This is a genomic window from Pandoraea aquatica, assembly GCF_902459565.1.
GTDB classification, from domain to species: domain Bacteria; phylum Pseudomonadota; class Gammaproteobacteria; order Burkholderiales; family Burkholderiaceae; genus Pandoraea; species Pandoraea aquatica.
Map to the genome: position 1 here is coordinate 230879 of NZ_CABPSN010000006.1, position 22135 is coordinate 253013.

Genomic DNA, 22135 nt, shown 5'->3' on the forward strand with positions numbered 1-22135 from the left:
CTGCATGCCCCGAAATCGGGCAAAGTTCGCTACTTGGGCACAAACAATTGCATTACAATCACAATCATTACAATCCGAACAACCCGCACACCCATGCCGCGCTCATCCGCCGGGTCGTCGCGCTCTGCCACAGACGCCACCCAATCCACCAGCGATACCTCTTCGAGCACCGCCGCCCCGCGTTCCTCGCTCTTCGTCGGCTCGACCGAGAAGACGTTTCAGGTGCTGCACGCCTTCGACGGTCCCGCGCGGTACATGACGCTGGGCGACATCGCCAAAGCGGCGGATCTGGATCGCAGCGCCACGCAGCGGCTCGTGCATACGCTCGAAGCCCTCGGCTATCTCTTCCGGGTGCCGGAGACGCGAACCTATGGGCTGACGACCAAGGTGTTGCAGTTCTCGTACAACTACATTCGCGCCAACGAGCTGGTCGACAAGGCGTCGCCGTATCTGCTCGACATCAGCCGCCGTGTGGGCGAGACGACCAACCTGCAAGAACTCGACGGGCACGAAATCGTGTTCGTCGCACGCTTTCCCGGGCAGCATCTGGTGAACATCGATATTGTGGTCGGCGCGCGTCTGCCCGCGATGTTCACGGCATCGGGCATTGCGATCCTGTCGCGTCTGCCCGAAGCGCGTGTGCGCGAAATTCTCTCGGGCACAGCGCTCGAACCGATGACGCCGTACACGCTCATCGACGAGAAGAAGCTGCTCGAACGGATCGCGCAGACCACGCGTCGCGGCTACGCCATCGTCGAAAACGAAACCGTGATGGGCGATATCTCGGTCGCCGCTCCGATCACCGATCACGACGGTCACGCCGTCGCAGCGATCAACATTTCGGTGCCAACCTCGCGCTGGACGCGTGAGCGCGCAGAAGCCGAACTCGCCCCGCATATTCAGGTCGCCGCGACCTCGATCTCGAAGTCGCGACTGTCGACGTTCCGGCGTTAAGCCGTACCTGAGCGCACCTAGGCGCACCTGAGCGCAGGCGGTGACACGCGTCACCGCCCTCACGCGTCAACGTCCTTCGAAAATCGCCAGCTGACGCGCCAGTTCTTCGCGCAGCTCGGTCGACAGCGCCGGTGCGGGCGGCACGAGCGGTGCGAGCATCGCCGGGGCGTCCACGCCGATCAGATCCATCACCGACTTCATCGGACCGGGGTTCGTCTCGGCGAACGCCAGGTTCATCAGCGGAATCAGCGAGCGGTGTAGTGCCAGCGCGTCGGCCGTCTTGCCTTCGGACGCCAGCGAGAAGATGCGTTGCCATGCGGTAGGCAGCAGCGACGCCGTCACCACGATCCCGCCACGCGCACCGGCTGCCACATGCAGCGGGAACAGCGTGTCTTCGCCGCTCAGCACGGCAAACGACTCGTCGACACCGGCGATGGTGCGCAGGAAATGCCACATGTCGGTGTTGCACGCCTTCATGCCGATGATGTTCTCGTGGCGCGACAGCTCATGCAGCACTTCCGGTGCAATCGCGATGCGCGTGCGATACGGAATTTCGTAGATGAGGATCGGCAGCGGCGATTCGTCGGCGTAACGCAGGAAGTAATCGCGAATACCGGCTTGCGTCGGGTTTGTGTAGTACGGCGTGAGCACCAGCAGACCGTCGGCACCGGCAGCGGCGAAGTCACGTCCGGCTTCGATGGCATCGTGATAGCCGGGGTCGAGCACACCGGCGATCACCGGTACGTCGCGGCCGTGCTCGCGCACTTCCTGCGCCGTGAGTTCGGCCATACGCACGCGCTCGGCGCGCGAGAGTGCGCCGTACTCGCCCGTGCCGCCCAGCGGTACCACGCCGTCGATGCCCTGCGCCAGCAGGTAACGCATGAGCGCACGTGCGCCTTCGATGTGGATCGTGTCGTCGGTGTGCACCGGCGTGGGGATGGCCGGGAAAATGCCCTTCAGTTGTGCGGAGCGAAGCATGAGTTAAACGTCCGTGAATCGTGAGTTTGTTGGGGCGGATACCGCATCCGGGCTTCAGGTCGCGAGGCTGCCGAGGCCACGATGACGCAGTCGCTCGGCCACCCAGATCAGTGCGGCGATGAAAAGGAACAGGCACGTGGAGACAGCGGCGATCACCGGCGAGATCTGCATCGTGATCTCGTCCCAGAACTGCTTGGGCAAGGTGGTCGACAGGCCGCCCGACGTGAACAGCGCAATCGTGAGTTCGTCGAACGACGTCGCAAACGCGAACAGGAACGACGACAGCAACCCCGCGCCGAGAATCGGGAACGTCACGCGGCGCAGCGTCGCCCACGGACGTGCGCCCAGGCTGTACGCGGCCAGATCGAGACGCGTGTCGTAGTTGCGCAGCACCGCCATCATCGTGATAACGACGTACGGCACAGCCACCACGGTGTGCGCGAGCGTCAGCCCGACACTAGAGCCGACCAGCCCGATCTTCGCGAAGAAATAGAACACGCCGACGGCGAGGATCATGCGCGGCACCACAATGGGCGCGAGCACGAAGGCGAGCATCGCCGACTTGCCGCGCATGCCGCCGCGCACCAGCAGGAACGCCGCCGGGGTACCGATCAGCATCGACAGCAAGCCTGCACCGATCCCCACGAGCATCGAACGCGTGATCGCCTGCATCCACAACGGCGAATCCCAGATCTGCTGGTACCACTGCAACGAGAAGCCCTTCGGCGGCCATGCGAGACCCGAGGCCGAATCGAACGACATCGGAATCATCAGCAACGCGGGCGCAGCGAGGAACACGACGAGCAGGAAGACGACCACACGCAGCACCAGACCGTCGCCCTGCTCTGCCTGCGTACCTCGGCCTTTCGGAAACGCGCGCAGCAACAGATCGGTTGCGGTGCCGAGCGTCGCGAGCACCTTCTCGCCGAGCGTGCGTGTCCAGCCGCCACGGCGCTTGCCTGCCTTTACATCGCCCGCGCCACCGGCCATCGTCGACAGACCGACCATGCGGTCGTAGACGAAGAACACGACCAGCACCACGGCAAGCAGCAGCACCGAAATCGCACCAGCGAAGCCCCAGTTCAGCGCCTGCATTACCTGATCGATGATGAGCTGCGTGATCATGGTTTCGTGACGCCCGCCGAGCAGCGTCGGCGTAATGAAGAAGCCGATGGACGTGACGAACACCATCAGCGCGCCGGCGGCCACGCCCGGCAGCGACAACGGGAAGTACACGCGCCAGAACACCGTGCCGGGACGTGCGCCCAGCGTCGATGCTGCACTCGGCAGACGCCGGTCGATGTTCTCCATGACGGAGAGCATCGTGAGCACAGCCAGCGGCATGAGGGCGTGCACCATCCCCAACACCACGGCGGGGAAGCTGTAGAGCAGCGACAGCGGCTGATCGATCAGCCCGAGGTCGAGCAATGTGCGGTTCACGACACCGTTACGGCCGAGCAGCACCACCCACGCGAACGTGCGCACGAGAAAGCTCGTCCAGAACGAGAGCAGCAGCCAGAACAGCAGGCGTTGCTTGCGCGCGCCGCTAAGCGTCGAGAGCCGGTAGGCGATCGGATACCCGGTGAGGACCGCGAAGAAGGTCGTGTAGAGCGAGACCTTGAGCGTGATGAGCAACACCTCGACGTACACCGACGAGGCGAACAGCCGTTGATATTCGGCGAGCGTGAAACCGCTCTCGCCGCGAATGCTCAGCAGCAGCAACTGGCCGACCGGATAGATCAGCATGACGGCCAGCAGAATGACGATCGGTGCCGCCATCAGCAACGGGCGCATGCGCGAGCGCCAGCGCGCCCGGCGCGGGGCCGGCTGAGCGGGTTGGGAGGACGAGGGACGGACCACGGCAGATGCACTCATGGCTTACCCCTCAACCGGCGATCGCCACGGCGTCGTCGGCACGCCATGCGAGGCCCAGCGTCTGACCGATTTCGAAGCGGTTGCCCTGACGGCGCGTCGGGAAGGCGGCCACGAGCGACTTGCTCGCTTCGCCGCCCGCCGCCGTCGATTGCAGATACAGCTTCGTCATACCGCCCGTCACCATGATGTCGGTCAGCTTCGCCGAGATCGTCGCCATGCCGTCACCGGCAGCGTCCGAGTCATGCAGATGCAGGTTCTGCGGACGCAGCATCAGCTTGACCGTGCGGCCCTGCTCGACCTGCGGGTCGTAGACCATCGCGCCCGCGCCGTTCGCAGCGCTCACGCCCGGCATGGCCACGCGCACCTGATCGCCGGTGCGCGTGAGCACCGTCGCATCGAGCAGGTTCGACTCGCCGAGGAAATCGGCCACGAACACGCTTTTCGGACGGAAGTACAGATCGTCGGGCGTGCCCAGTTGCGCGATCTCGCCTGCGTTCATCAGGCAGATGCGATCGGACATCGTCATCGCTTCTTCCTGATCGTGCGTGACGTAGACGATGGTGGTGCCCAACTCCCGGTGGATGCGCTTGATTTCGAGCTGCATGTGATCGCGCAGCTTCTTGTCGAGCGCGCCCAGCGGCTCGTCCATCAGAATGATCGACGGCCGGTAGACCATGCAGCGCGCGAGTGCGATGCGCTGCTGCTGACCACCGGAGAGTTCGCGCGGATAGCGCTCTGCCACATGCGGCAGATGCACCATCTCCAGCGCGTTCATGACCATCTTGCGAGCGGCCTGTGCGTCGGTGCGACGCATCTGCAACGGGAATGCGATGTTCTCCGCCACAGTCATGTGGGGGAACAGCGCGTAGTTCTGGAACACCATGCCGATGTCGCGCTCATACGGCGCGCCGTACGTGACATCGGTCCCATTGATGCGGATGGCCCCCGCATCGGGCTGCGACAGACCGGCGATGAGCGAGAGCAAAGTGGTCTTGCCCGAGCCGCTGGGGCCGAGCAAGGTCAGGAATTCGCCCTGGGCGACATCGAGGTCGGTCGGCGCGAGCGCGACGAAATCGCCGTAACGCTTGGACAGGCCCGAAACTTGAAGATTGGCAACGGTCATGAGATCAGCACCCCAAAAAACATGAAACGGAACAGCAGGTGAGGATCAGGTCAGGATCCAGCGGTTAAAGCGTTCGAGCGCCACGCTCTGGTTCTGCTGCCAGAACTGCGCGTTGATGTGCACGCCGCTCTTCATGTTGTCCGGGAACGTCGGGCAGTTCTTGGCGATCTCGGGCTTCACGTAATTGAAGGCTTCCGGCTGCGTCATGCCGGCCGGGAAGTACTTGACCAGTTCTGCCTGACGCTTCGGATCGCTCGCGAACTTGATGAACTCGCGGCAAGCGGCAGCGTTGGGCGTGCCCTTCAGAATCGACCAGTTATCGACGCCCCAGATGTTCTGGTTCCAGACGATCTCGACCGGCACGCCGTTGGCCTGTGCCGACTGCGCACGCGAAGCCCACGTGGCGACCATGTCGACTTCGCCCGAACCGAGCATCTGCTCGACCTGCGCGCCCGTCGTCCACCACACGGCGACCTGCTTGGCAATCTTGTCCAGGCTCTTGAATGCACGGTCGAAGTCGCACGGATACACCGAGCCGGGTGCCACGCCATCGGCGAGCAGCGCCTGCTCGATGGTGTCGAACGGATACTTGCGAATCGAGCGACGGCCCGGGAAATCCTTTACGTTCCACAGATCGGCCCACGACGACGGGGCTTTGCGGCCCTTGAACGCATCGGTGCGATACGCCAGCACCGTCGAATAGACGTTCGTGCCCACGCCGAACGGCGACATGTATTGCTTCGGAATCTTCGCGATGGTCGGGTCCGCTTCGAGACCGTGACGCTCCAGATACTCCTTGCCGCCCGACGTCAGCAGCAAAATCGCAGGCTGGCTGATCTTCGCCATATCCCACGTGTAGCTGCCGGCTTCGACCATGCTCTTGATCTGCGCGGTCGGCTCCGCATTGGCCTGCACGCCGACGACCTCGATGCCCGTCGCCTTGGCGAACGGCTTGTAGTACACGGCGTCGTACGCCTTCGTGTAGATACCGCCGTCGTCACGCACCACGATGCGCTTGGAGGCGGCGCGCGAGGGCGTCCACACGAACGGGAAGGCGACGGCGGCCGCGCCGACGATGGCCGACTTCATGGCCGTGCGACGGCCCGGTTGTGCGAGCGTCGCGTCGCTTTTCTTGGCGGTATCGAGCGGGCTTGCGGAGGTCTTGCGTTTCATCATGGTCTCCGGTCTTGACTGGGAGGGTGGGCGCGGCGACGGACAGCGGGCTGAAGGACTCAACAGCCGCCGCGCGCGCAGTTATGGCAAAACAAACAGCAAAAACTTGAAAAGCGTGTGTGTGGATCCGTGCGCGACGCTTACGGAACGAGACGCCCCGGATTGAACAACTGGTTCGGATCGAGCGCCGCCTTCACCGTGCGCATCAGCGCCAGTTCAGCGGGAGCCTTGTAGCGCTGCATCAACGGCAGGCCCGTTTGCCCGACGCCATGCTCGGCGCTGAAGGTGCCCGACAAACGCGCGGCAACGTCGTTGACCGCAGCACGCATCGCGTCGCCCATGGCCGCGCTGTCGGCCAGCGCCGCCCATGCGTCGAACGAAAACATCGGAATGAAGTGGACGTTACCGTCGCCCATGTGACCGACGATGGCGATGTCGAGCCCCGGCACGATGGCGTGCACGGCGCGCGTCGACGCGTCGATGAATTCGGGCACGCTCGACACCGGCACTGCGCAGTCGGTGGTCAGGCCGATGGCGGCCTTCTTGTTCGCTTCGCTCACGCTATGGCGCACTTCCCAGAGATCGGCGCGCTGCGTTTCGTTTGCGGCGATGACGGCGTCTTCCACGAGCCCCTGCTCGATGGCTGCGCCCAGCGTTTCGGTGAGCACCGCTTCCAGCCCCTCGGCATCGCGCGTGTCGCCCAGTTCGACAAGCACGTGCCAGGCATGGGCATCGGTGAGCGGGTTACGACGGTTCGGCACGTTCGCCAGCACCAGATCGAGCTGGTGACGATTCATGATTTCGAACGCGGACAGACGCGAGCCGCAGGCGTTCTGGAACATGCCGAGAATTTGCTGCGCCGCAGCCGGGTCGCGCGGCGCGAACCACGCGAGCGAGTGATGGGTGGGCAATGGATGCAACTTGAGCGCGGCCGCCGTGACGATACCGAGCGTGCCTTCCGCGCCGATGAACAGATGCTTGAGATCGATGCCGGTGTTGTCCTTGCGCAGCGCACGCAGACCGTCCCAGATCGTGCCGTCGGCCAGCACGACTTCGAGACCCAGCACGTTCTCGCGCGTATTGCCGTAACGCAGCACGCTCGTGCCGCCCGCATTCGTCGAGAGCGTGCCGCCGATCTGGCACGAGCCTTCGGCCCCGAGACTCACCGGATACAGACGCCCGACGTCGGCCGCCGCATCTTGCACGGTGTTCAGAATGCACCCAGCTTCGACAACCATCGAGCCGTTGGCGGCGTCGACCTGGCGGATATGACGCATGCGCGCCAGATTCAGAATGACCGGCGCCGGACCGTGGGTCGGCGGCACTGCGCCACCGCACAGGCTGGTATTCCCGCCCTGCGGGAGGATCGATACACCGGCCGCTGCACACAGCTTCACAATGTCGCTCACCTGTTCGGTGGACGACGGCAGCACGACACACAGCGCCTCGCCCCGATAACGGCCGCGCCAGTCTTCGGTATAGCCGGCGGTGTCCGACTCACCCGTGAGCACGGCGTCCGCGCCGAGTGCTTCCTGTAACCGGGTCAACAGCGGGGTCAACAGCGTCTCTTGGGTCACAGCGTCGTTCATCGCCTGCCTGCTCCTGAATGCTTCGGTTCGACTGCCTCGCCGCAATCGTCCGTCGTTGCCCCCGACGGTTCGTAGCGACTTGAAGTGCCATGCCAGACGCCCGTCTGGCGATTCGATGTGATCAAGGATAGGCGAGAAAAAATTGCAATAAAATATCTTTAATTGCAATGCGCTCACTTTAGGTGTTTATGCGGATGTGACCGATACGACGGTCAACGCTCTCGTGAGTTAAGTGATAATGGCCCCACCCTTCACACGAGGTGCAGTCGACATGCCCGAAGCTACACACTTCATCGGCAATCGCTGGGTCGCCCCCGCCAAGCGCGGCGGTGTTTCCGCGATGTCTCCGCTATCGCCACTGTCGGCCAATACGGCCAACACCGTCATTGCCGTCATCGATCCCTCCGACGGCCAGCCGTTCACCGAAATCGCCCGCGGCGACGCCGAAGACATCGACCGCGCCGTGAGTGCGGCGCGCGCCGCCTTCAACGGCGACTGGGGTCGTACCGCCGCCGCCGAGCGCGGACGCACGCTTTACGCATTCGCCAGCCTTCTCGCCAAACATCAGGAAGAACTCGCGCAACTTGAAGCCCGCGACACCGGCAAGCCGCTCAAACAGGCCCGTGCCGACGCCGCCGCCATCGTGCGGTACTTCGAGTTCTACGCCGGGGCCGCCGACAAGCTGCATGGCGAGACGATTCCCTATCAGCAAGGGTTCACCGTGTTCACCGTGCGCGAGCCGCACGGCGTGACCGGACACATCATCCCGTGGAATTACCCGTTACAGATCTTCGGACGCAGCGTGGCCGCCGCGCTCGCGACGGGCAATGCCTGCGTCGTCAAACCGGCGGAAGACGCGTGTCTCTCGCTGCTGCGCGTGGCGGAGCTGTCACTCGAAGCCGGGCTGCCGCCGGGGGCGCTCAATATCGTGACGGGCTACGGGGCCGAAGCCGGTGCTGCGCTTGCAAAGCATCCGGGCATCGATCACATCTCGTTTACCGGCTCGCCCGCCACCGGCACGCTGATCTCGCAGATGGCCGCCGAGAATCACACCCCGGTGACGCTCGAACTCGGCGGCAAGTCGCCGCAGATCATCTTCGCCGACGCCGATCTGGACGCCGTGATGCCGGTCGTCGTGAACGCCATCGTGCAGAACGCCGGGCAGACCTGTTCGGCGGGCAGCCGCCTGCTGGTGGAGCGCGACGCGTATGAGCACGTGCTCGCCCGACTGGCCGAAGCGTTCGCCCATCTGCGCGTGGGCCCGTCGCATGACGATCTCGACCTCGGCCCGCTTATCAACGCGAAGCAGCAGCAACGCGTGTGGGACTTCCTCTCCGAAGCGCAGCACGACGGGATTGCCGTGATGTCGCAGGGCGAAGTCGTCGGCAGTGCGCCGGAGGCGGGCTTCTATCAGGCCCCGACGCTGCTGCGCGACGTCCCCGACACGCATCGTCTTGCTCGTGAAGAAGTCTTCGGCCCCGTACTCGCGGCCATGCCGTTTACCGATGAAGCCGACGCCGTGCGACTCGCCAACGGCACGCTTTACGGCCTCGCCGCAGGGGTATGGACGCGCGACGGCGCCCGTCAGATGCGTCTGGCTCGCGACATTCGCGCCGGTCAGGTCTTCATCAACAACTACGGCGCGGGCGGCGGTGTGGAACTGCCCTTCGGCGGCATGAAGCACTCCGGTCACGGCCGCGAAAAGGGGTTCGAAGCCCTTTACGGATTCACCACGCTCAAGACCGTCGCCATCCGGCACGGGTGATTCGCTTCTTTTTGCTTCCTTTTTGCTTCCTTCGTACTTCGGAGACAAGGCATGCGTTTGCAACAGAAAGTGGCTATCGTGACGGGCGCCGGATCGGGATTCGGCGAAGGCATTGCGAAGACGTTTGCACGCGAGGGCGCGGCGGTCGTCGTCAACGATCTGAATCGTGAAGCGGGCGAGCGTGTGACCAGGGAGATCGTTGAGGCGGGCGGACGCGCGGCGTTCGTCTACGGCGATGTCTCCCGCGAAGAAGATCACGTCACGCTGCTCACCGAGGCCGTCTCACGCTTCGGCAAACTGGATGTCGTCGTGAACAACGCGGGTACCACGCACCGCAACAAGCCACTGCTCGAAGTCACCGAAGCCGAGTTCGATCGTGTCTATGCGGTCAACGTCAAGAGCATCTTCTGGAGCGCGCGCGCCGTCATCCCCTACTTCCAGCAACACGGCGGCGGCGTGATGATCAACATTGCGTCGACGGCGGGTGTGCGTCCGCGCCCGGGCCTCGTCTGGTACAACGGCAGCAAGGGCGCTGTGATCACCGCGAGCAAGGCGATGGCCGCCGAGTTCGGCCCGCAGAACATTCGCGTTAATTGCGTCAATCCGGTCATCGGCGACACGGGCCTGACCGCCGAATTCATGGGCGTGCCCAATACGCCCGAGAATCGCGCCAAATTCCTCGCAGGCATTCCGCTCGGCCGCTTCTCCACGCCGCAGGACATCGCCAACGCGTGTCTCTATCTCGCCAGCGACGACGCCGCCTTCATCACCGGCGTGTGTCTCGAAGTCGACGGCGGCCGCTGCATCTAGCCCCGTCGCATCCATCTGCGCGCATACCGTTTCCAGCAGTCCGTAGTACCCGTAGTTGTCGCACCACAACATAACGATAGACAACACAACGTCAAACCGGAGGAGATCCGTATGAACAGCGTTCCGACGCCCCCCTCGCCCATGGCCGACACGGCCTCGGCGGACTTTGAAGCGGCCACCTACCGCAAGGTCGGCTGGCGGCTGATTCCGTTTCTGCTGCTCTGCTATGTCGTCGCTTATCTCGATCGCGTGAACGTGGGCTTCGCCAAGTTGCAGATGGTGGGCGACCTGCAATTCTCCGAGACGGTGTTCGGTCTCGGCGCGGGCATCTTCTTCATCGGTTACTTCATCTTCGAAGTGCCGAGCAACGTGATCCTGCATCGCGTGGGCGCGCGCGTGTGGATCGCGCGCATCATGATCTCGTGGGGCATCATTTCCGGCGCGACAATGTTCGTGACCACGCCGTCGATGTTCTACGTCATGCGCTTCCTGCTCGGCGTGGCCGAGGCGGGCTTCTTCCCCGGCATCATTCTCTACATCACCTACTGGTACCCGGCTTCGCGGCGCGGACGCATGACGGCATGGTTCATGACGGCCGTGGCGCTCTCGGGTCTTATCGGCGGTCCGCTCTCGGGCTGGATTCTGAAGGACATGAGCGGCGTGAACGGCCTCGCCGGCTGGCAGTGGATGTTCCTGATCGAAGCGATTCCCTCGGTGATCATCGGCATTGCGGTGCTGTTCGTGCTCGACGACCGGATTCGCGACGCCAAGTGGCTGAACGACGCCGAGAAGTCGATGCTCGAGCGCAACATCGCGAGCGACGTGCTCACCAAGGAAGACCTGCCGCTGCGTCAGGTGTTCTCGAGCCCGCGCGTGTGGATGATGAGCCTGATCTACTTCTCGTTCGTGATCGGTCTTTACGGTGTGGGCTTCTGGCTGCCCACGATCATCAAAAGCACCGGCGTGACCGATCCGTTGCAGATCGGTTTGCTCACCGCGATCCCGTACTTCTTCGCGGTCATCGCCATGGTCGTGGTGGGCCGTCGCTCGGACCTGAAGGGCGAGCGTCGCTGGCACATCGCGATTCCGGCGTTCCTCGGCGCGATCGGCCTGTTCCTGTCGACGGTGTGGAGCCACAACACGCAACTCGCCATGGTCGCGCTCACGCTCGCCACGATGGGGATCATGATCGTGCTGCCGCTGTTCTGGAGTCTGCCGACGGCATTCCTCGGTGGCACGGCCGCGGCCGCCGGGATTGCGATGATCAACTCGTTGGGCAATCTGGCGGGCTTCGTCGGCCCGTATCTGATCGGCTTTCTCAAGGACGCTACGCAAAGCACCAACAGCGGCATGTTTCTGCTCACCGTCTTCATGATTCTGGGCGGATTGCTGACGCTGGCGGTGCCCGCACGGCTGGTGAACAAGTAGCGGACAAAGTCGACAAGATGGCGACAAGGTGGCGGCGAGATGACAGAGAGACAGCGACCAACGAGACAGATCACCTGACAAAACGCCGTCTCAACCGTCGAGACCGAGGCGCTGCGGGGCGACTGGCCGCGTGGCGTTTGCGGGAGTAACATGTTTGGCACGTTTCGCGTGAATCAAGCCGTCCCTGCCGGGGCGGCTTGTTTTTTGCTCCCCCAAGCATTCGTCTTCATCCGCTCGCATGCCCGCCAACGACTCACAGACGACGCCGGCCGGCGTCTCGCTCACGCCAGCAGAGGTCAAATCGATCCTCACCGGCCTGCTGCTCATCATGTTTCTGGGCTCGCTCGACCAGACCATCGTCGCACCCGCACTCCCGACCATTGCGCGAGACCTCGGTAGCTTCGATGCCGTCTCCTGGGTCGTCACCGCCTACCTGCTCTCGTCGACCGCGATCACGCCCATCGTCGGCAAGCTCTCCGATCTGTTCGGACGCCGTGTCGTCATCGCCGCGAGCGTGACCGTCTTTCTGGTCGGTTCGGTGTTGTGCGCCCTCGCTCCCTCGATGCTCGCGCTGATTTTGGCGCGCGGCGTGCAGGGGCTGGGGGGCGGCGGATTGATCGCGCTGTCGAACACGGTGATCGCCGATATCGTCTCGCCGCGCGAGCGCGGTCGCTATCAGGGCTATATCTCGGGGATGTTCGCGGTCTCCGGCGTGGCCGGGCCGGTCACCGGCGGTGTGTTCGCCCAGTACCTCAACTGGACGCTCATCTTCTGGATCAACATTCCGCTCGGCCTGCTCGCGATCTATCTGAGCGACCGCGCGCTGCGACGCCTGCCGCGACGCGAAGGCAAACCGAGCATCGACTATCTCGGCTCGCTGCTGCTGATCGTGTCGACGGTCTGCCTGCTGCTCGCACTCACGTGGGGCGGACACCGCTACGCCTGGCTGTCGGCGGAAATTGGTGGTCTGGTTGCCGCGACGGTGATCGTCGGGGCGGTGTTCCTGCGCCATCAACGCACGGTGCGCGAGCCGTTGCTGCCCGTCGCACTGCTCGCCAACCCGGTGTTTCGCATGACGTCGACGATGGCCGTGCTGGTGATGATGGTCAACATCAGCATCGGCATTTACGTGCCGCTGTATCTGCAATTGCAACGCGGCGAGTCGGCCAGTAGCTCGGGGCTGATGCTGATCCTGCCGTTGCTGGGCATCGTGGTCGGTGCGCTGAGTTCGGGGCACTACATGCGTCAGACGGGGCATTACAAGCGTCCGCCGCAGATCGGTTTGCCGGTGGCATTCGCCGGGCTGGCGATCATCGCGCTCGGCGTGCAGTCGCTGCCGCTCACGGTGATCGGTATTTGCCTCGGCCTTGTCGGCATCGGCTTCGGCTCGGCCATGCCGGTCATGACCGTGGCGACGCAAAACGCCGTCGCACCACGCGACATCGGGATCGCAACCGCTGCGCATGCGTTCTTCCGCGCCTTGGGCGGGATGATCGGTGTGGCGATGTTCGGGGCGCTGATTGTCGGCCTGCTGGTAGCGGGCGATAACGGCAGCGCACCGCGCGAACTCACTGACTTCCTGCGCCCGGGCGGCGCACCCGCCGGCATGGAGGACCATCTGCGGCTGGCGTTCGGCGCGTTCTTCGGCGGCAGTGCGCTGATCGCAGCACTGGCCATCGTCGCCCTCGCGCGACTGCCGGAATTGCCGCTTCGCCAAAGCTCGGGCAACGAAGCGACTGCCATCGAGTAGATCGCTTACATGGTCACGGGGATTTGCAGCTATCGCTCATCCCCGTGACATTCCCCGCATTTTGTCGACGATTCCCAACGTGCACCGCCGATAGTGGGCGCATTGTGACGACTACCTTGTTGAGAAAAGGAGTTAGTCATGCCAACCGGGCCACTGTCAGGGGCGTTACCGTCAAACCAACAGCCGTATCAGACGTTCGAATCAGGACAATCGGCGTCGCCACAATCAATGTCAGGCAGCTCACACAGCCTGCCCAATGAACTCTCCCACGTGCAGCATGTTCCGGCAAGCCACTCGTCAGGAAGCAATTTCGCAACCCGGTTAGCGCACCGCGTTTGGGGCGGGATATCCGCACCGCTCGCGCCGTGCACACCAAACTCATCGCGAAGCGATATTCAAGTCGCGCTTTCGTTGGGGGCAGCGGCTTTGAAGGACTTCGGTCAACCCGCCCCCGGACGCGGCGCTAAAGACTCACCGTCTGTCGCCTCCACGCCCGTCGACACAGATCGCCTCGGTTGGCTGCCTGCGGAGAAGCGCTACAACGCGTGGCTGGCACTGATTTTCAGGAGAGTCGACGCCTCGACGGCGGGCAGCGGCATTCGATCCGCGCGACTGGCTCAGTACGCCGACGCCCTGATTCACCTGCCCGAGTCGGAGCAGGTGCCCGCCGCGCAGTTCCTGCTCCACTTCGTGAACGACTTCTATGCGACGAGTGGTGCTCCCGGACAATTGTCGAACCAGATCGGCGCGGTATTCAACGGCATGACAAACTCAACGAGCGCCATCATCTTTGTGGAGGCGCTTCTCAATCACGCGGACAGCCACTTTCCTGGCAAGCAGCATCTCGTCACATGGGGGGTAACGGAACACATTGGTCATTTCTCAAAGGAGATCATCGCCAGCATCGAACGTCGCGTATTGACCTGGGCAATCGCTTACCACCGCCCTCAGGATCGGTTCGACCTATGGACGAGCACGATGCCAAAACTTGAAGCTCTGACGTGGCCGGCTGCTTCCGATATTGCAATGTTCGGCAATGCCATCACCGAGATTCCCGCGGCGGCGCAGACACAACGTCAGGATGCGGTGAATCGACTTGCCGCGTACCTCCTGAACGCGGCAAAACTGCGCGAAATATCCGCCGCGTTCCAATTGACGCGCGACAGCTTGCTAGCACTGAAGGACGTATCCATTCGCGCGGACCTCGCCGCCGCACTTATGGACACTGCGGACGAAACCAGTATGGCGTTCCAGCCAGCACTGCACAGCGCACTCCTTGAACGCCTCGACCTGTTCGGGCCCGCAACCGGCTTTGTCATCCGTGAACGCCTCTCGCAACTCGCCGAGGCGGTCAATTCCGCAAGGTTCTGAGCGAAGCGACAAAGTGTTGCGTCGGGTAACACGGCACAGTGCGGGCTCCCTTTCCTACGATCAGGAGCCCGCGTTTGTTCCCTACATCGCGTCACACCCCCACCGCGCCGACCGGCCACGTCTCGGTCAACGGCGATACGTCAACGACGGCAACGACGGCATCTGCAACGACCATCACAGCCTCGTCTTCCAGCGCGTCGCTGCCCGGTACACCCACCCAAACCTTTGTGCGCGATTTCTGGCAGACGTTACAACGACCGCTTAGCCCGCCATGGCTCATGCGGCCGTCGATACCGGTATCTGACGCGCAGCGCTCACAGACAGCACCACCTTCGGTGCCATCGTCCGCCGTCACGCGAGCCGAATGGCGCGGCGATCTTTCCAGCGTGTTAGACGTTCTCCCCTCGGAGACCGACACGACAACCGCCGGACTGCCCATGGTCAAGCGGGACTTTTCCACGGCGTTCGGCCGCTGTGACGAGTCCCCTCATCTTTCGCGCTCGAAGCGTCTTGCCGCCCTGCACGAAATTCCAGCACTCGAACCCAAACCGTCGACGTCCGGCGTCTCGTATCGCGCCAGCCCGCCGGTTCCTGACCACGTGTTGCGCAAAGCCCTGCTGATTCTGGGTGATCCGGCGGCTCAGGCGTCGGACTGGTTTGCGACGCTGGAATCGCGCGCCATCGAAGCGGTGCTCGACAAAAGTCCCTATGCCGACGCGCATCAACTGATGGAAGGCCTGTTGCGACGCCTGGAAGCCGAGCAGAAGCACGAACACTGGACGACGGCGTTCGAGCGCGTCGTCGCCCTGACCTATCGTTTCGAAGACCGGACAGCGATTGCGGCGCGCGCGATGCTCCTGACGTTCGACAAGTTATCCGGCGACGGTGCTCAGGCGCTCGCGCAAACGTCGACGTCTGCCAGCATCGAGCATCTGATCGCGCATCGGCTGCATGCGATTGCCGATATGGCCCCCGACAAGCGCGCCGCTGCGTGGGGCGAATTGCTCATGGCCGTGGAACGCTCGAAGGCCTGTCCGCGAGCCCAGCGTCTCGTGCCGATGGCCCGGTTCATCGGTTTGCTAACGCAGACTGAACAGCGACTCGCTGCGTTGGCAGTCGTTAGCGCCTCCCGCAATTTCGTCATTAACGGCGGCTGGCGCGACCTCACGGATACCTTGCTCAAATCCGTTCCAGGTAGCGAGATGGCCACGGTCGCGCGGGCCATCGTGCACCCCGATCAACGGCTGCACAGCGCCGACATGTACGACGCCATCGATGCGATTTCCGACCGTATCGACGGCATGCCCCAGTGCGAAGCGCGAGCGCTGCTCGAATACCTGATCGAGATCGTCATGGCGCGCGGAGACTTCGCTTATCTCACGTTCTCCCCCGACGAATCCGCTCAGCTACTCGACGATCTGCGCTCGACATGCCGTCGCTGCGGCTTCGACGATCTGGCCGCAACGATGGCGGAAACGCTCGCGGAAGTGATGGACGAATACAAGGGCACGATGATGGATTGACCGCCCGCCGCGCGGCTTTTCAGGATTCGCTCACGGCGTCGAAAACTGGTCAGGATCGCGTTCGAAAAGCAAAGGTGTTCCTCAACGGGGGGCGCACGATGAAATCCCTCCCAACGAACTCAAGGAGTTCATGATGGAAATTCCCCAGGCCTTCCCCACGCCGAACACCCTCGCTCCGGAGATTGAAGAAACGAACGCCCCCCCGACCACGCCGCGAGACCCGATTGAGGCTGATATCTCCGCCTCGTTGAATCGGGTATCCCAGACCGGCGACAGTATCGAAACGGGGGGAAATGGCACTCGCGCGGCGAGCAGCACCGATGCCCCCGTCTCATTGAGTGTCATAGGTGTGAGCGGAGATAGCGACGCATACCGTCTGCGCATGACGTCGGGCGAAGGCCAGGCATCGGAGACGTTGCCCGGCACGGCCGCCGCAGGCCAGCCAACGAACACTGAGCTGACCCGGCTTCGCAATACGCTGGAGGCGATAAAAAGGCAAATGCCGGATCGCCTCTCGAAAGAATGGACTCAGCTCTTTCTCACAACACACAACGCCTCGTCCCCGCTCCACCCGAAAACGCTGGGTGTTTTCTTTGATTTCATCAAGGATTTCCCACGCAACAAGCAGGAAAAGGACGCAAAGTCATCGATGATCGCGACCGAGAAGGTTTTGACCGAGCTTGTGTCCCCCAAGGGTGATCCGATCGATGAAGGCACGACAGAAAGCAGAGTCAGAGATTTCTTTAGGAACATCCACGACAAGGCCATCAATTTAGAAACGGCGAATTACATCCTCAGTTTCGCCTCAAACAAAATCGAAGATCGACCGAAAACCAGCGTTGCGCTCATCTCGGGACTATGGGGAAAGTACAATGCCGTCGAATCGGAATTCGCCCCTGATTTCGCCGCCCGGATCGTGGCATTCGAGCTTTCGCTGACACCGCCAACCGATCGCTACAAGGTGTGGAAGCACGCGCTCGACAAGGTGGGGCAAAGCAATGCATTCTTTTCCCCTATCTACATGTCGAGGTTTGTCAACGCGCTCTCGTCGAACCCTCCCGATCAGTCGGGGGATATTGCTAGCGCTCATGCAGACATCGCCAAGATCCTTTACGACTACCCTACCGCGTTCTCGCTCGAAAATGATCAGATTCGGAGAAGCGCACTTGAAGGATTTCTGAAGGGCGTCGAGTCGGAAGACACGCGTGTGTTCGTCACCGAATTATTGGCATCGCACCTGGATCCGACAACGCTCTCGGGAACGCGCTGGAAAACCGCGATCCTCACCGTGACGAATAACGTCTCAGAACTCTTTAGTGCTGAGAACAAGGCAAAAATCCGAGACACCTTGAAGACGCTTGCCGGCGCGTAGGCGGCAAGCACAAACGACAGCGCCCGCTGTACGCGGGCGCTGAGGAACTTCTGTTTAGGCCAGGCAAATGTCGGCCCGGCAACATTCACGCCGTGGCGCACGCCCGGTAGTGGCGATTCGCCTGATCCATCTGCCCCAGCCCTTCGAAGAGCTGCGCGAGCGCCAGATGCAGACGCTGCTGCAGATGCCGATCGTCCGTGTGACGCAACGCCCCTTCGAGGAACGTCTGCGCCTTGCCCCACAGACGCTGATGCTGGCACAGCTTGCCCAGCGCGTAGAGCAGATCCGGATCGTTCGGATGACGTTGCTGCCACGCTTCCGCCTTCTGGATGAGCGGCAAAGCATCGGCACCGGCGCACTCGGCATAGCGACGCAGCAGACGTGCATCCCAATGCTCGGCCAGCGCAGCTTCGACGATGTCACGCGCCTCACGCGGACGGTCCAGCGCAATCAGCAGTTCGGCGGCAACGTCCGCAGTCCGCGACGACGTACGGGCGTCGGCAGGCAATTCCTGCCAGCACTTGAGCAACGCATCTGCATCGTGACGATGGTCGCGCAGAATGCCCTCGCTGGCCGTCTGCTTGAGCTTCGCAGCCAGTGCCGGATGCAGCGCTTCACGTTTTTCCAGCACCTTGAGCAGATTCAGCACCTCGGGCCAGTGCTTGAGATGCTGATGCGCACGCAACGCGACGAGCTGCGCCTGCATGCGACGTGCCCCCTGCGCACGCATTTCCGTCAGCGCTTCGAGCGCGCCTTCGGCATCGCGCGTGTCGACACGCAACTCAGCGGTCTGCAACAAGCGCGCTTCTTCGAGATTCGCCCCTTGCGCTTCGGTCAGCCACGCATCGCGTCGGGCAAACTCTCGCATACGATGCGCTGCACGCGCACCGATGATCGCGGCCACGCCACGATTGTCGTCCTGCTCGGCCGCTTCGCGCGCCGCCTTCTCTGCGCGTGTGTAACGTCCCGCAAAGAGATTCGCCACGGCATCGCGCAGCGCGATGTTCGCGCGACGGCTGCGTTGGCGATTGCGATAGGCGGCCACACGTTCCGGCATCTTGTAGATGTTGCGCAGCACGCGAATGATCACGTACAGCGCAACGAACAGCGCCAGCAACGCCAGCACAAACAGGTTCAGCGACACGTCGATACGGTACGGCGGCACCAGCATGACCACCTGTCCGTGATTGAACGTGGCCAGCACCGCGAAGCCAGCCGCTACCGCGAACAGGAGCGTCAACCAGATCAGTCCTCGCATGCCCGGCTCCTTACGGCTTTTCCTTGACGTCCTTGACCTGACCGATGGCGGTCAGGCTGGCGTCAAGGGTCGGCAGTTCGATGGTGCGCGAGCCCGAATCGACCTGATCGAGCAGCGTTTTCACGGCGGCGATGCGGCGCGACTTGGCATCGAAATACTTGTCGAGCGCAGCCTCCGCCACCTGCACGTCGCTATGCACGGCCGACGCGTTGCGTGCGAGCAGCGCCAGACGTGCGTTGAGCAGACGCAGCTTCAGGTTCGCGCGCAGGAATGCGCCCTGCTCCGGGGCCACGAGCATCACGTCCGGATCGTCCAGACGACGCACCTGCACCAGTTGTTTCAGGCTGCCGAGCATTTCACCGCTCAGGCGGTGCCACGTCGCCGTCCAGCCGGTCTCGCCTGCGCCGCTGGGGCCCGTGCCGTCCGCCTTCGGTGCGGCGCGTTGCTCTTCGGCCTGCAACGGCAGCGTGTCGATCATGGCAATCGCCTGATCGAGCTTGCCCGTGAGTTGCGGCAGATCGGCAGCCGGTACGGCCTTCAGACGGTCGATGTCCTTCTTGAGCGCATCGCGCACACCTGCGAGTTGCGGTGCGCCCGTGCGGGCCAGACGCGCGTCCGCCCCTTCGAGCGCGATCAGCGCGCCGCGCACGTTGCCCGTCAGTTGAAGCTGTTGGTTCGCACTCGTGACGATCTGCTCGGTCTCGGCCAGCACCCATTCGTCGCGGTTATGCGCGAGTTCCTGATAGAGCTGTTCGAGCGCGGCCTGCTGGCCCCGTGCGTCGGACACACGCCCTTCCAGCGAAGTGAGCCGGTTCTGAAGATCGCGCTGATTGTCGAGCGCCTGTGCGGTGCGTACCTGCGCCTGCAGGACCTGTGCGTCGCCCGTTTGCTGACGGCGCGCCATCTCCTGCTGCACGCGGTCGAGCTTCTGGTTCAGTGACCAGCCGCCGATACCGGCACCCGCCGCGACGAGCACGAAGAGCAGCCAGGGCAGCGCCGCCCCGGAGCCGCGACGCTTCTGCGGCGGCTCGGGCGGCTGCCACGCAGGCGGGCTGCCGGCCGTGCTGTATGTCGCACCGCCAGTCGCTGTGGAATGTGCCGTCGGGCCGGTCGACGCCGACGGGTTCTGGGAAGACTCTGGAACGCGATTATCTGTCGTCATGCTTGACTTGAATGGGATCCGCCCATGTTTTGAGTGCGGCCAGCAAGTTGTCGTCGCCGGGCGCGCACTGCGTAATCCTATCAAACCCCGCGGAACGCGCGGCATCCGCGATGCGGGTATGCGATGTAAAGCACGGTGCACTGAGGATCTGCGCGAGCACCTGCGGGGTGCCCGGCGTATGCACGCCGTCTCGGGTGCCGTAGCGTGCAGCCAACAGTGTGGCCAGATGCCGCACCGCTTCGGAGCTGGTCAGCACCCACGCGCACCGCTGCGCAGAGACGAGCGGTGAAGCCAGCCGGGCTTCGAGTGCGGCCCATGCGGCGGCGTCCGGCTCGGGGGCGCGGCGCGTGTACGCGCTCACGATATCGACCTGCGTGCCGTTGGCGCGCAGCGTGTCGGCCAGCAGTTCGCGCCCGCCGTCCCCACGCACCAACAGCACACGGCGACCGGCCAGGGCCGGCAGGTCCAGTTGTTCGAGCAACGCTTCCGAATCGAAGCGCGCCTCAGGACCGCCCGGCGGGACGATCACGCGATGCGTCGGGGCCGCAATGCCAGCCTCGGCCAGCGCCTGTGCACTGCCCGGGCCGACGACGGCCACCGGCAGCGTCTCAGGCCAGCGCACGGTCGTCTTGCCGTCATCTGTCGCACCGCTGACCGATTGTAGATGCACCAGCCGCGACAGCGCGTGGACAACCGCGTTAGGTGAGACGAAGACGGTCAGCGCGTACGACGTCAGCGAACGCAGCGCGTCGTCCAGCGCCGAGAGCGCGGCCGGATCGGCCTGCGCCGCAATGTGCAACAGCGGAAATTCGAGCGTATCGATGCCTTCGGCGTGCAGCCGCGCGGCGAGCGACTGCGCCTGTCCGTCCGGGCGCGTCAGGATCGCGCACGGCGCGACCGGCGATGCGACGGCCCGCAGGTCGGTGCCCGCAGCGCCGGCCGACGAATTGACGGCAGAGGACGGAGCCGGCGCACGCGGCGCGCGCGACGTCAAACGGCCGCGTCCTTCGGCTCGGACGGCGGCACCAGCGCCAGACCGCCCGCGTCGATCAGTTCCTGCGCCACGCGCTGCCCCAGCGCCTCGGCACCGGCGACGTCACCTTGCGCAATGCGCCCAGCCCCTTGCGCACGAAGCACGGTCGCCCCGTCCGTCGACGCAATGAAAGCACGCAGCGCCAGCTCGCCCTGCGCGGAGAACTCGGCATACGCGCCCAACGGCACCTGACACGAGCCGCCGAGCGCTCGCGAGACGGCGCGCTCGGCGCTGACGGCCAGCGTAGTGTTGGCATCGTGCAACGGTGCGAGCCATCGCAAGATTTCGGGACGTCCGGCGCGCACCTCGATGCCCAACGCCCCCTGACCCGCGGCCGGCAGGCTCGCTTCGGTCGGGATGATGGCGCGGATGCGGTGGCCCAGCCCAAGGCGCTTCAGGCCTGCCGCAGCGAGGATGATCGCCGCGAAGTCGCCCCGGTCCAGCTTGCCCAGACGGGTGTCCAGATTGCCACGCAACGGCGCGACCTGGAGATGCGGATAGCGCGCGCGCAGGCTCACCTCGCGGCGCAGGCTCGACGTGCCGACCACCGCCCCGGCGGGCAATGCGTCGAGACTGTCGTAATCGTTGCTGACAAAGGCGTCGCACGGGTCTTCGCGCTCAAGCACGGCGGCCAGCGTGAAGCCATCCGGCAGTTGCATCGGCACGTCTTTGAGGGAGTGGACGGCGAGATCGGCACGGCCGTCGGCCAGCGCCAGTTCGAGTTCCTTGACGAACAGGCCCTTGCCGCCGACCTTCGCAAGCGAGCGATCGAGAATTTGGTCACCGCGAGTGGTCATTCCGAGAATACTCACGTGACACTGCGGATATAATTTGTGCAGCGCGTCACGCACGTGTTCGGCTTGCCACATGGCAAGACGGCTCTCGCGCGATGCGATCACCAGGGTTTCAGGAGAAGCGAAGTTCATTCAGCAACCGCGTGAAGACCAAAAGAAAAAATGGTAACACGCTTG

18 protein-coding genes are annotated in these 22135 nt (G+C 63.7%); 8 read left to right on the forward strand and 10 right to left on the reverse strand.

What is annotated here, in order from left to right; all coding sequences use genetic code 11:
• The first annotated feature begins 93 nt into the window (after nt 1–93).
• Nucleotides 94–954, forward strand: a complete 861-nt coding sequence (locus PAQ31011_RS19980; protein WP_150577461.1) for an IclR family transcriptional regulator — start codon at nt 94–96, stop codon at nt 952–954.
• 66 nt (nt 955–1020) lie between these two features.
• Here PAQ31011_RS19980 and PAQ31011_RS19985 read toward each other — a convergent pair whose 3' ends face one another.
• From PAQ31011_RS19985 to PAQ31011_RS20005, 5 genes are all read right to left on the reverse strand, one after another.
• Nucleotides 1021–1932, reverse strand: a complete 912-nt coding sequence (locus tag PAQ31011_RS19985) for a dihydrodipicolinate synthase family protein (protein ID WP_150577462.1) — start codon at nt 1930–1932, stop codon at nt 1021–1023.
• Nucleotides 1933–1986: 54 nt separating this feature from the next.
• Nucleotides 1987–3711 (reverse strand): ABC transporter permease subunit, encoded by a 1725-nt coding sequence (locus tag PAQ31011_RS19990; RefSeq protein ID WP_150577520.1) that lies wholly within the window; start codon nt 3709–3711, stop codon nt 1987–1989.
• 106 nt (nt 3712–3817) lie between these two features.
• Complete coding sequence (locus tag PAQ31011_RS19995; protein ID WP_150577463.1) at nt 3818–4930, reverse strand: ABC transporter ATP-binding protein; 1113 nt, start codon at nt 4928–4930, stop codon at nt 3818–3820.
• A 45-nt stretch (nt 4931–4975) separates the two neighbouring features.
• The gene (locus PAQ31011_RS20000; protein WP_174990213.1) at nt 4976–6019 is read right to left on the reverse strand and encodes an ABC transporter substrate-binding protein; all 1044 of its coding nucleotides are present in this window, start codon (nt 6017–6019) and stop codon (nt 4976–4978) included.
• Nucleotides 6020–6243: 224 nt separating this feature from the next.
• Entirely contained in the window at nt 6244–7692 is a 1449-nt protein-coding gene (locus PAQ31011_RS20005; RefSeq protein ID WP_150577464.1) for an FAD-binding oxidoreductase, read from the reverse strand.
• Between the two features lie 271 nt (nt 7693–7963).
• Between PAQ31011_RS20005 and PAQ31011_RS20010 the strand changes: the two genes are divergently transcribed.
• From PAQ31011_RS20010 to PAQ31011_RS20030, 5 genes are all read left to right on the forward strand, one after another.
• Nucleotides 7964–9457 (forward strand): aldehyde dehydrogenase family protein, encoded by a 1494-nt coding sequence (locus PAQ31011_RS20010; protein WP_425495122.1) that lies wholly within the window; start codon nt 7964–7966, stop codon nt 9455–9457.
• A gap of 51 nt (nt 9458–9508) precedes the next feature.
• Nucleotides 9509–10267: an SDR family oxidoreductase gene (locus tag PAQ31011_RS20015; RefSeq protein ID WP_150577465.1), complete on the forward strand. Its 759-nt coding sequence runs from the start codon at nt 9509–9511 to the stop codon at nt 10265–10267.
• 111 nt (nt 10268–10378) lie between these two features.
• On the forward strand, nt 10379–11695 hold the full coding sequence (locus PAQ31011_RS20020) for an MFS transporter (protein ID WP_233328374.1): 1317 nt from the start codon (nt 10379–10381) through the stop codon (nt 11693–11695).
• Nucleotides 11696–11933: 238 nt separating this feature from the next.
• A complete protein-coding gene (locus PAQ31011_RS20025; protein WP_150577466.1) occupies nt 11934–13445 on the forward strand; it encodes an MDR family MFS transporter in 1512 nt (503 codons plus the stop codon).
• A 426-nt stretch (nt 13446–13871) separates the two neighbouring features.
• On the forward strand, nt 13872–14816 hold the full coding sequence (locus PAQ31011_RS20030; RefSeq protein WP_150577467.1) for a hypothetical protein: 945 nt from the start codon (nt 13872–13874) through the stop codon (nt 14814–14816).
• A gap of 91 nt (nt 14817–14907) precedes the next feature.
• Here PAQ31011_RS20030 and PAQ31011_RS20035 read toward each other — a convergent pair whose 3' ends face one another.
• Complete coding sequence (locus tag PAQ31011_RS20035; protein ID WP_150577468.1) at nt 14908–15261, reverse strand: hypothetical protein; 354 nt, start codon at nt 15259–15261, stop codon at nt 14908–14910.
• Here PAQ31011_RS20035 and PAQ31011_RS20040 point away from each other — a divergent pair.
• Together PAQ31011_RS20040 and PAQ31011_RS20045 are read left to right on the forward strand one after the other, a co-directional pair.
• Nucleotides 15254–16339 (forward strand): hypothetical protein, encoded by a 1086-nt coding sequence (locus tag PAQ31011_RS20040; protein WP_150577469.1) that lies wholly within the window; start codon nt 15254–15256, stop codon nt 16337–16339. The two genes, PAQ31011_RS20035 and PAQ31011_RS20040, sit on opposite strands and share 8 nt — an antisense overlap.
• Nucleotides 16340–16469: 130 nt before the next feature.
• The gene (locus PAQ31011_RS20045; RefSeq protein ID WP_150577470.1) at nt 16470–17711 is read left to right on the forward strand and encodes a hypothetical protein; all 1242 of its coding nucleotides are present in this window, start codon (nt 16470–16472) and stop codon (nt 17709–17711) included.
• Between the two features lie 85 nt (nt 17712–17796).
• Here PAQ31011_RS20045 and PAQ31011_RS20050 read toward each other — a convergent pair whose 3' ends face one another.
• Genes PAQ31011_RS20050 through hemC form a run of 4 tightly spaced genes read right to left on the reverse strand, consistent with a single transcriptional unit; the run spans nt 17797 to nt 22090 of the window.
• Nucleotides 17797–18969 carry a heme biosynthesis HemY N-terminal domain-containing protein gene (locus tag PAQ31011_RS20050; protein WP_150577471.1) on the reverse strand — a complete coding sequence of 391 codons (1173 nt, stop codon included), beginning with the start codon at nt 18967–18969 and terminating at the stop codon, nt 17797–17799.
• Nucleotides 18970–18979: 10 nt separating this feature from the next.
• Nucleotides 18980–20131 carry a uroporphyrinogen-III C-methyltransferase gene (locus tag PAQ31011_RS20055; protein WP_174990208.1) on the reverse strand — a complete coding sequence of 384 codons (1152 nt, stop codon included), beginning with the start codon at nt 20129–20131 and terminating at the stop codon, nt 18980–18982.
• A complete protein-coding gene (locus PAQ31011_RS20060; RefSeq protein WP_150577473.1) occupies nt 20118–21125 on the reverse strand; it encodes a uroporphyrinogen-III synthase in 1008 nt (335 codons plus the stop codon). The genes PAQ31011_RS20055 and PAQ31011_RS20060 overlap by 14 nt, the downstream gene beginning before the upstream one ends.
• Nucleotides 21122–22090 (reverse strand): hydroxymethylbilane synthase, encoded by a 969-nt coding sequence (gene hemC, locus PAQ31011_RS20065; RefSeq protein WP_150577474.1) that lies wholly within the window; start codon nt 22088–22090, stop codon nt 21122–21124. Before hemC ends, PAQ31011_RS20060 begins: the two co-directional genes overlap by 4 nt.
• Between the last annotated feature and the right edge of the window lie 45 nt (nt 22091–22135).

Bases quoted from the DNA above. Each gene is read 5' to 3' on its own strand.
- PAQ31011_RS19980 (WP_150577461.1), top strand. From the start codon at position 94: ATGCCGCGCTCATCCGCCGGGTCGTCGCGCTCTGCCACAGACGCCACC.
- PAQ31011_RS19985 (WP_150577462.1), bottom strand. From the start codon at position 1,932: ATGCTTCGCTCCGCACAACTGAAGGGCATTTTCCCGGCCATCCCCACG.
- PAQ31011_RS19990 (WP_150577520.1), bottom strand. From the start codon at position 3,711: ATGGCGGCACCGATCGTCATTCTGCTGGCCGTCATGCTGATCTATCCG.
- PAQ31011_RS19995 (WP_150577463.1), bottom strand. From the start codon at position 4,930: ATGACCGTTGCCAATCTTCAAGTTTCGGGCCTGTCCAAGCGTTACGGC.
- PAQ31011_RS20000 (WP_174990213.1), bottom strand. From the start codon at position 6,019: ATGAAGTCGGCCATCGTCGGCGCGGCCGCCGTCGCCTTCCCGTTCGTG.
- PAQ31011_RS20005 (WP_150577464.1), bottom strand. From the start codon at position 7,692: ATGAACGACGCTGTGACCCAAGAGACGCTGTTGACCCCGCTGTTGACC.
- PAQ31011_RS20010 (WP_425495122.1), top strand. From the start codon at position 7,964: ATGCCCGAAGCTACACACTTCATCGGCAATCGCTGGGTCGCCCCCGCC.
- PAQ31011_RS20015 (WP_150577465.1), top strand. From the start codon at position 9,509: ATGCGTTTGCAACAGAAAGTGGCTATCGTGACGGGCGCCGGATCGGGA.
- PAQ31011_RS20020 (WP_233328374.1), top strand. From the start codon at position 10,379: ATGAACAGCGTTCCGACGCCCCCCTCGCCCATGGCCGACACGGCCTCG.
- PAQ31011_RS20025 (WP_150577466.1), top strand. From the start codon at position 11,934: ATGCCCGCCAACGACTCACAGACGACGCCGGCCGGCGTCTCGCTCACG.
- PAQ31011_RS20040 (WP_150577469.1), top strand. From the start codon at position 15,254: ATGGTCAAGCGGGACTTTTCCACGGCGTTCGGCCGCTGTGACGAGTCC.
- PAQ31011_RS20045 (WP_150577470.1), top strand. From the start codon at position 16,470: ATGATGGAAATTCCCCAGGCCTTCCCCACGCCGAACACCCTCGCTCCG.
- PAQ31011_RS20050 (WP_150577471.1), bottom strand. From the start codon at position 18,969: ATGCGAGGACTGATCTGGTTGACGCTCCTGTTCGCGGTAGCGGCTGGC.
- PAQ31011_RS20055 (WP_174990208.1), bottom strand. From the start codon at position 20,131: ATGACGACAGATAATCGCGTTCCAGAGTCTTCCCAGAACCCGTCGGCG.
- hemC (WP_150577474.1), bottom strand. From the start codon at position 22,090: ATGAACTTCGCTTCTCCTGAAACCCTGGTGATCGCATCGCGCGAGAGC.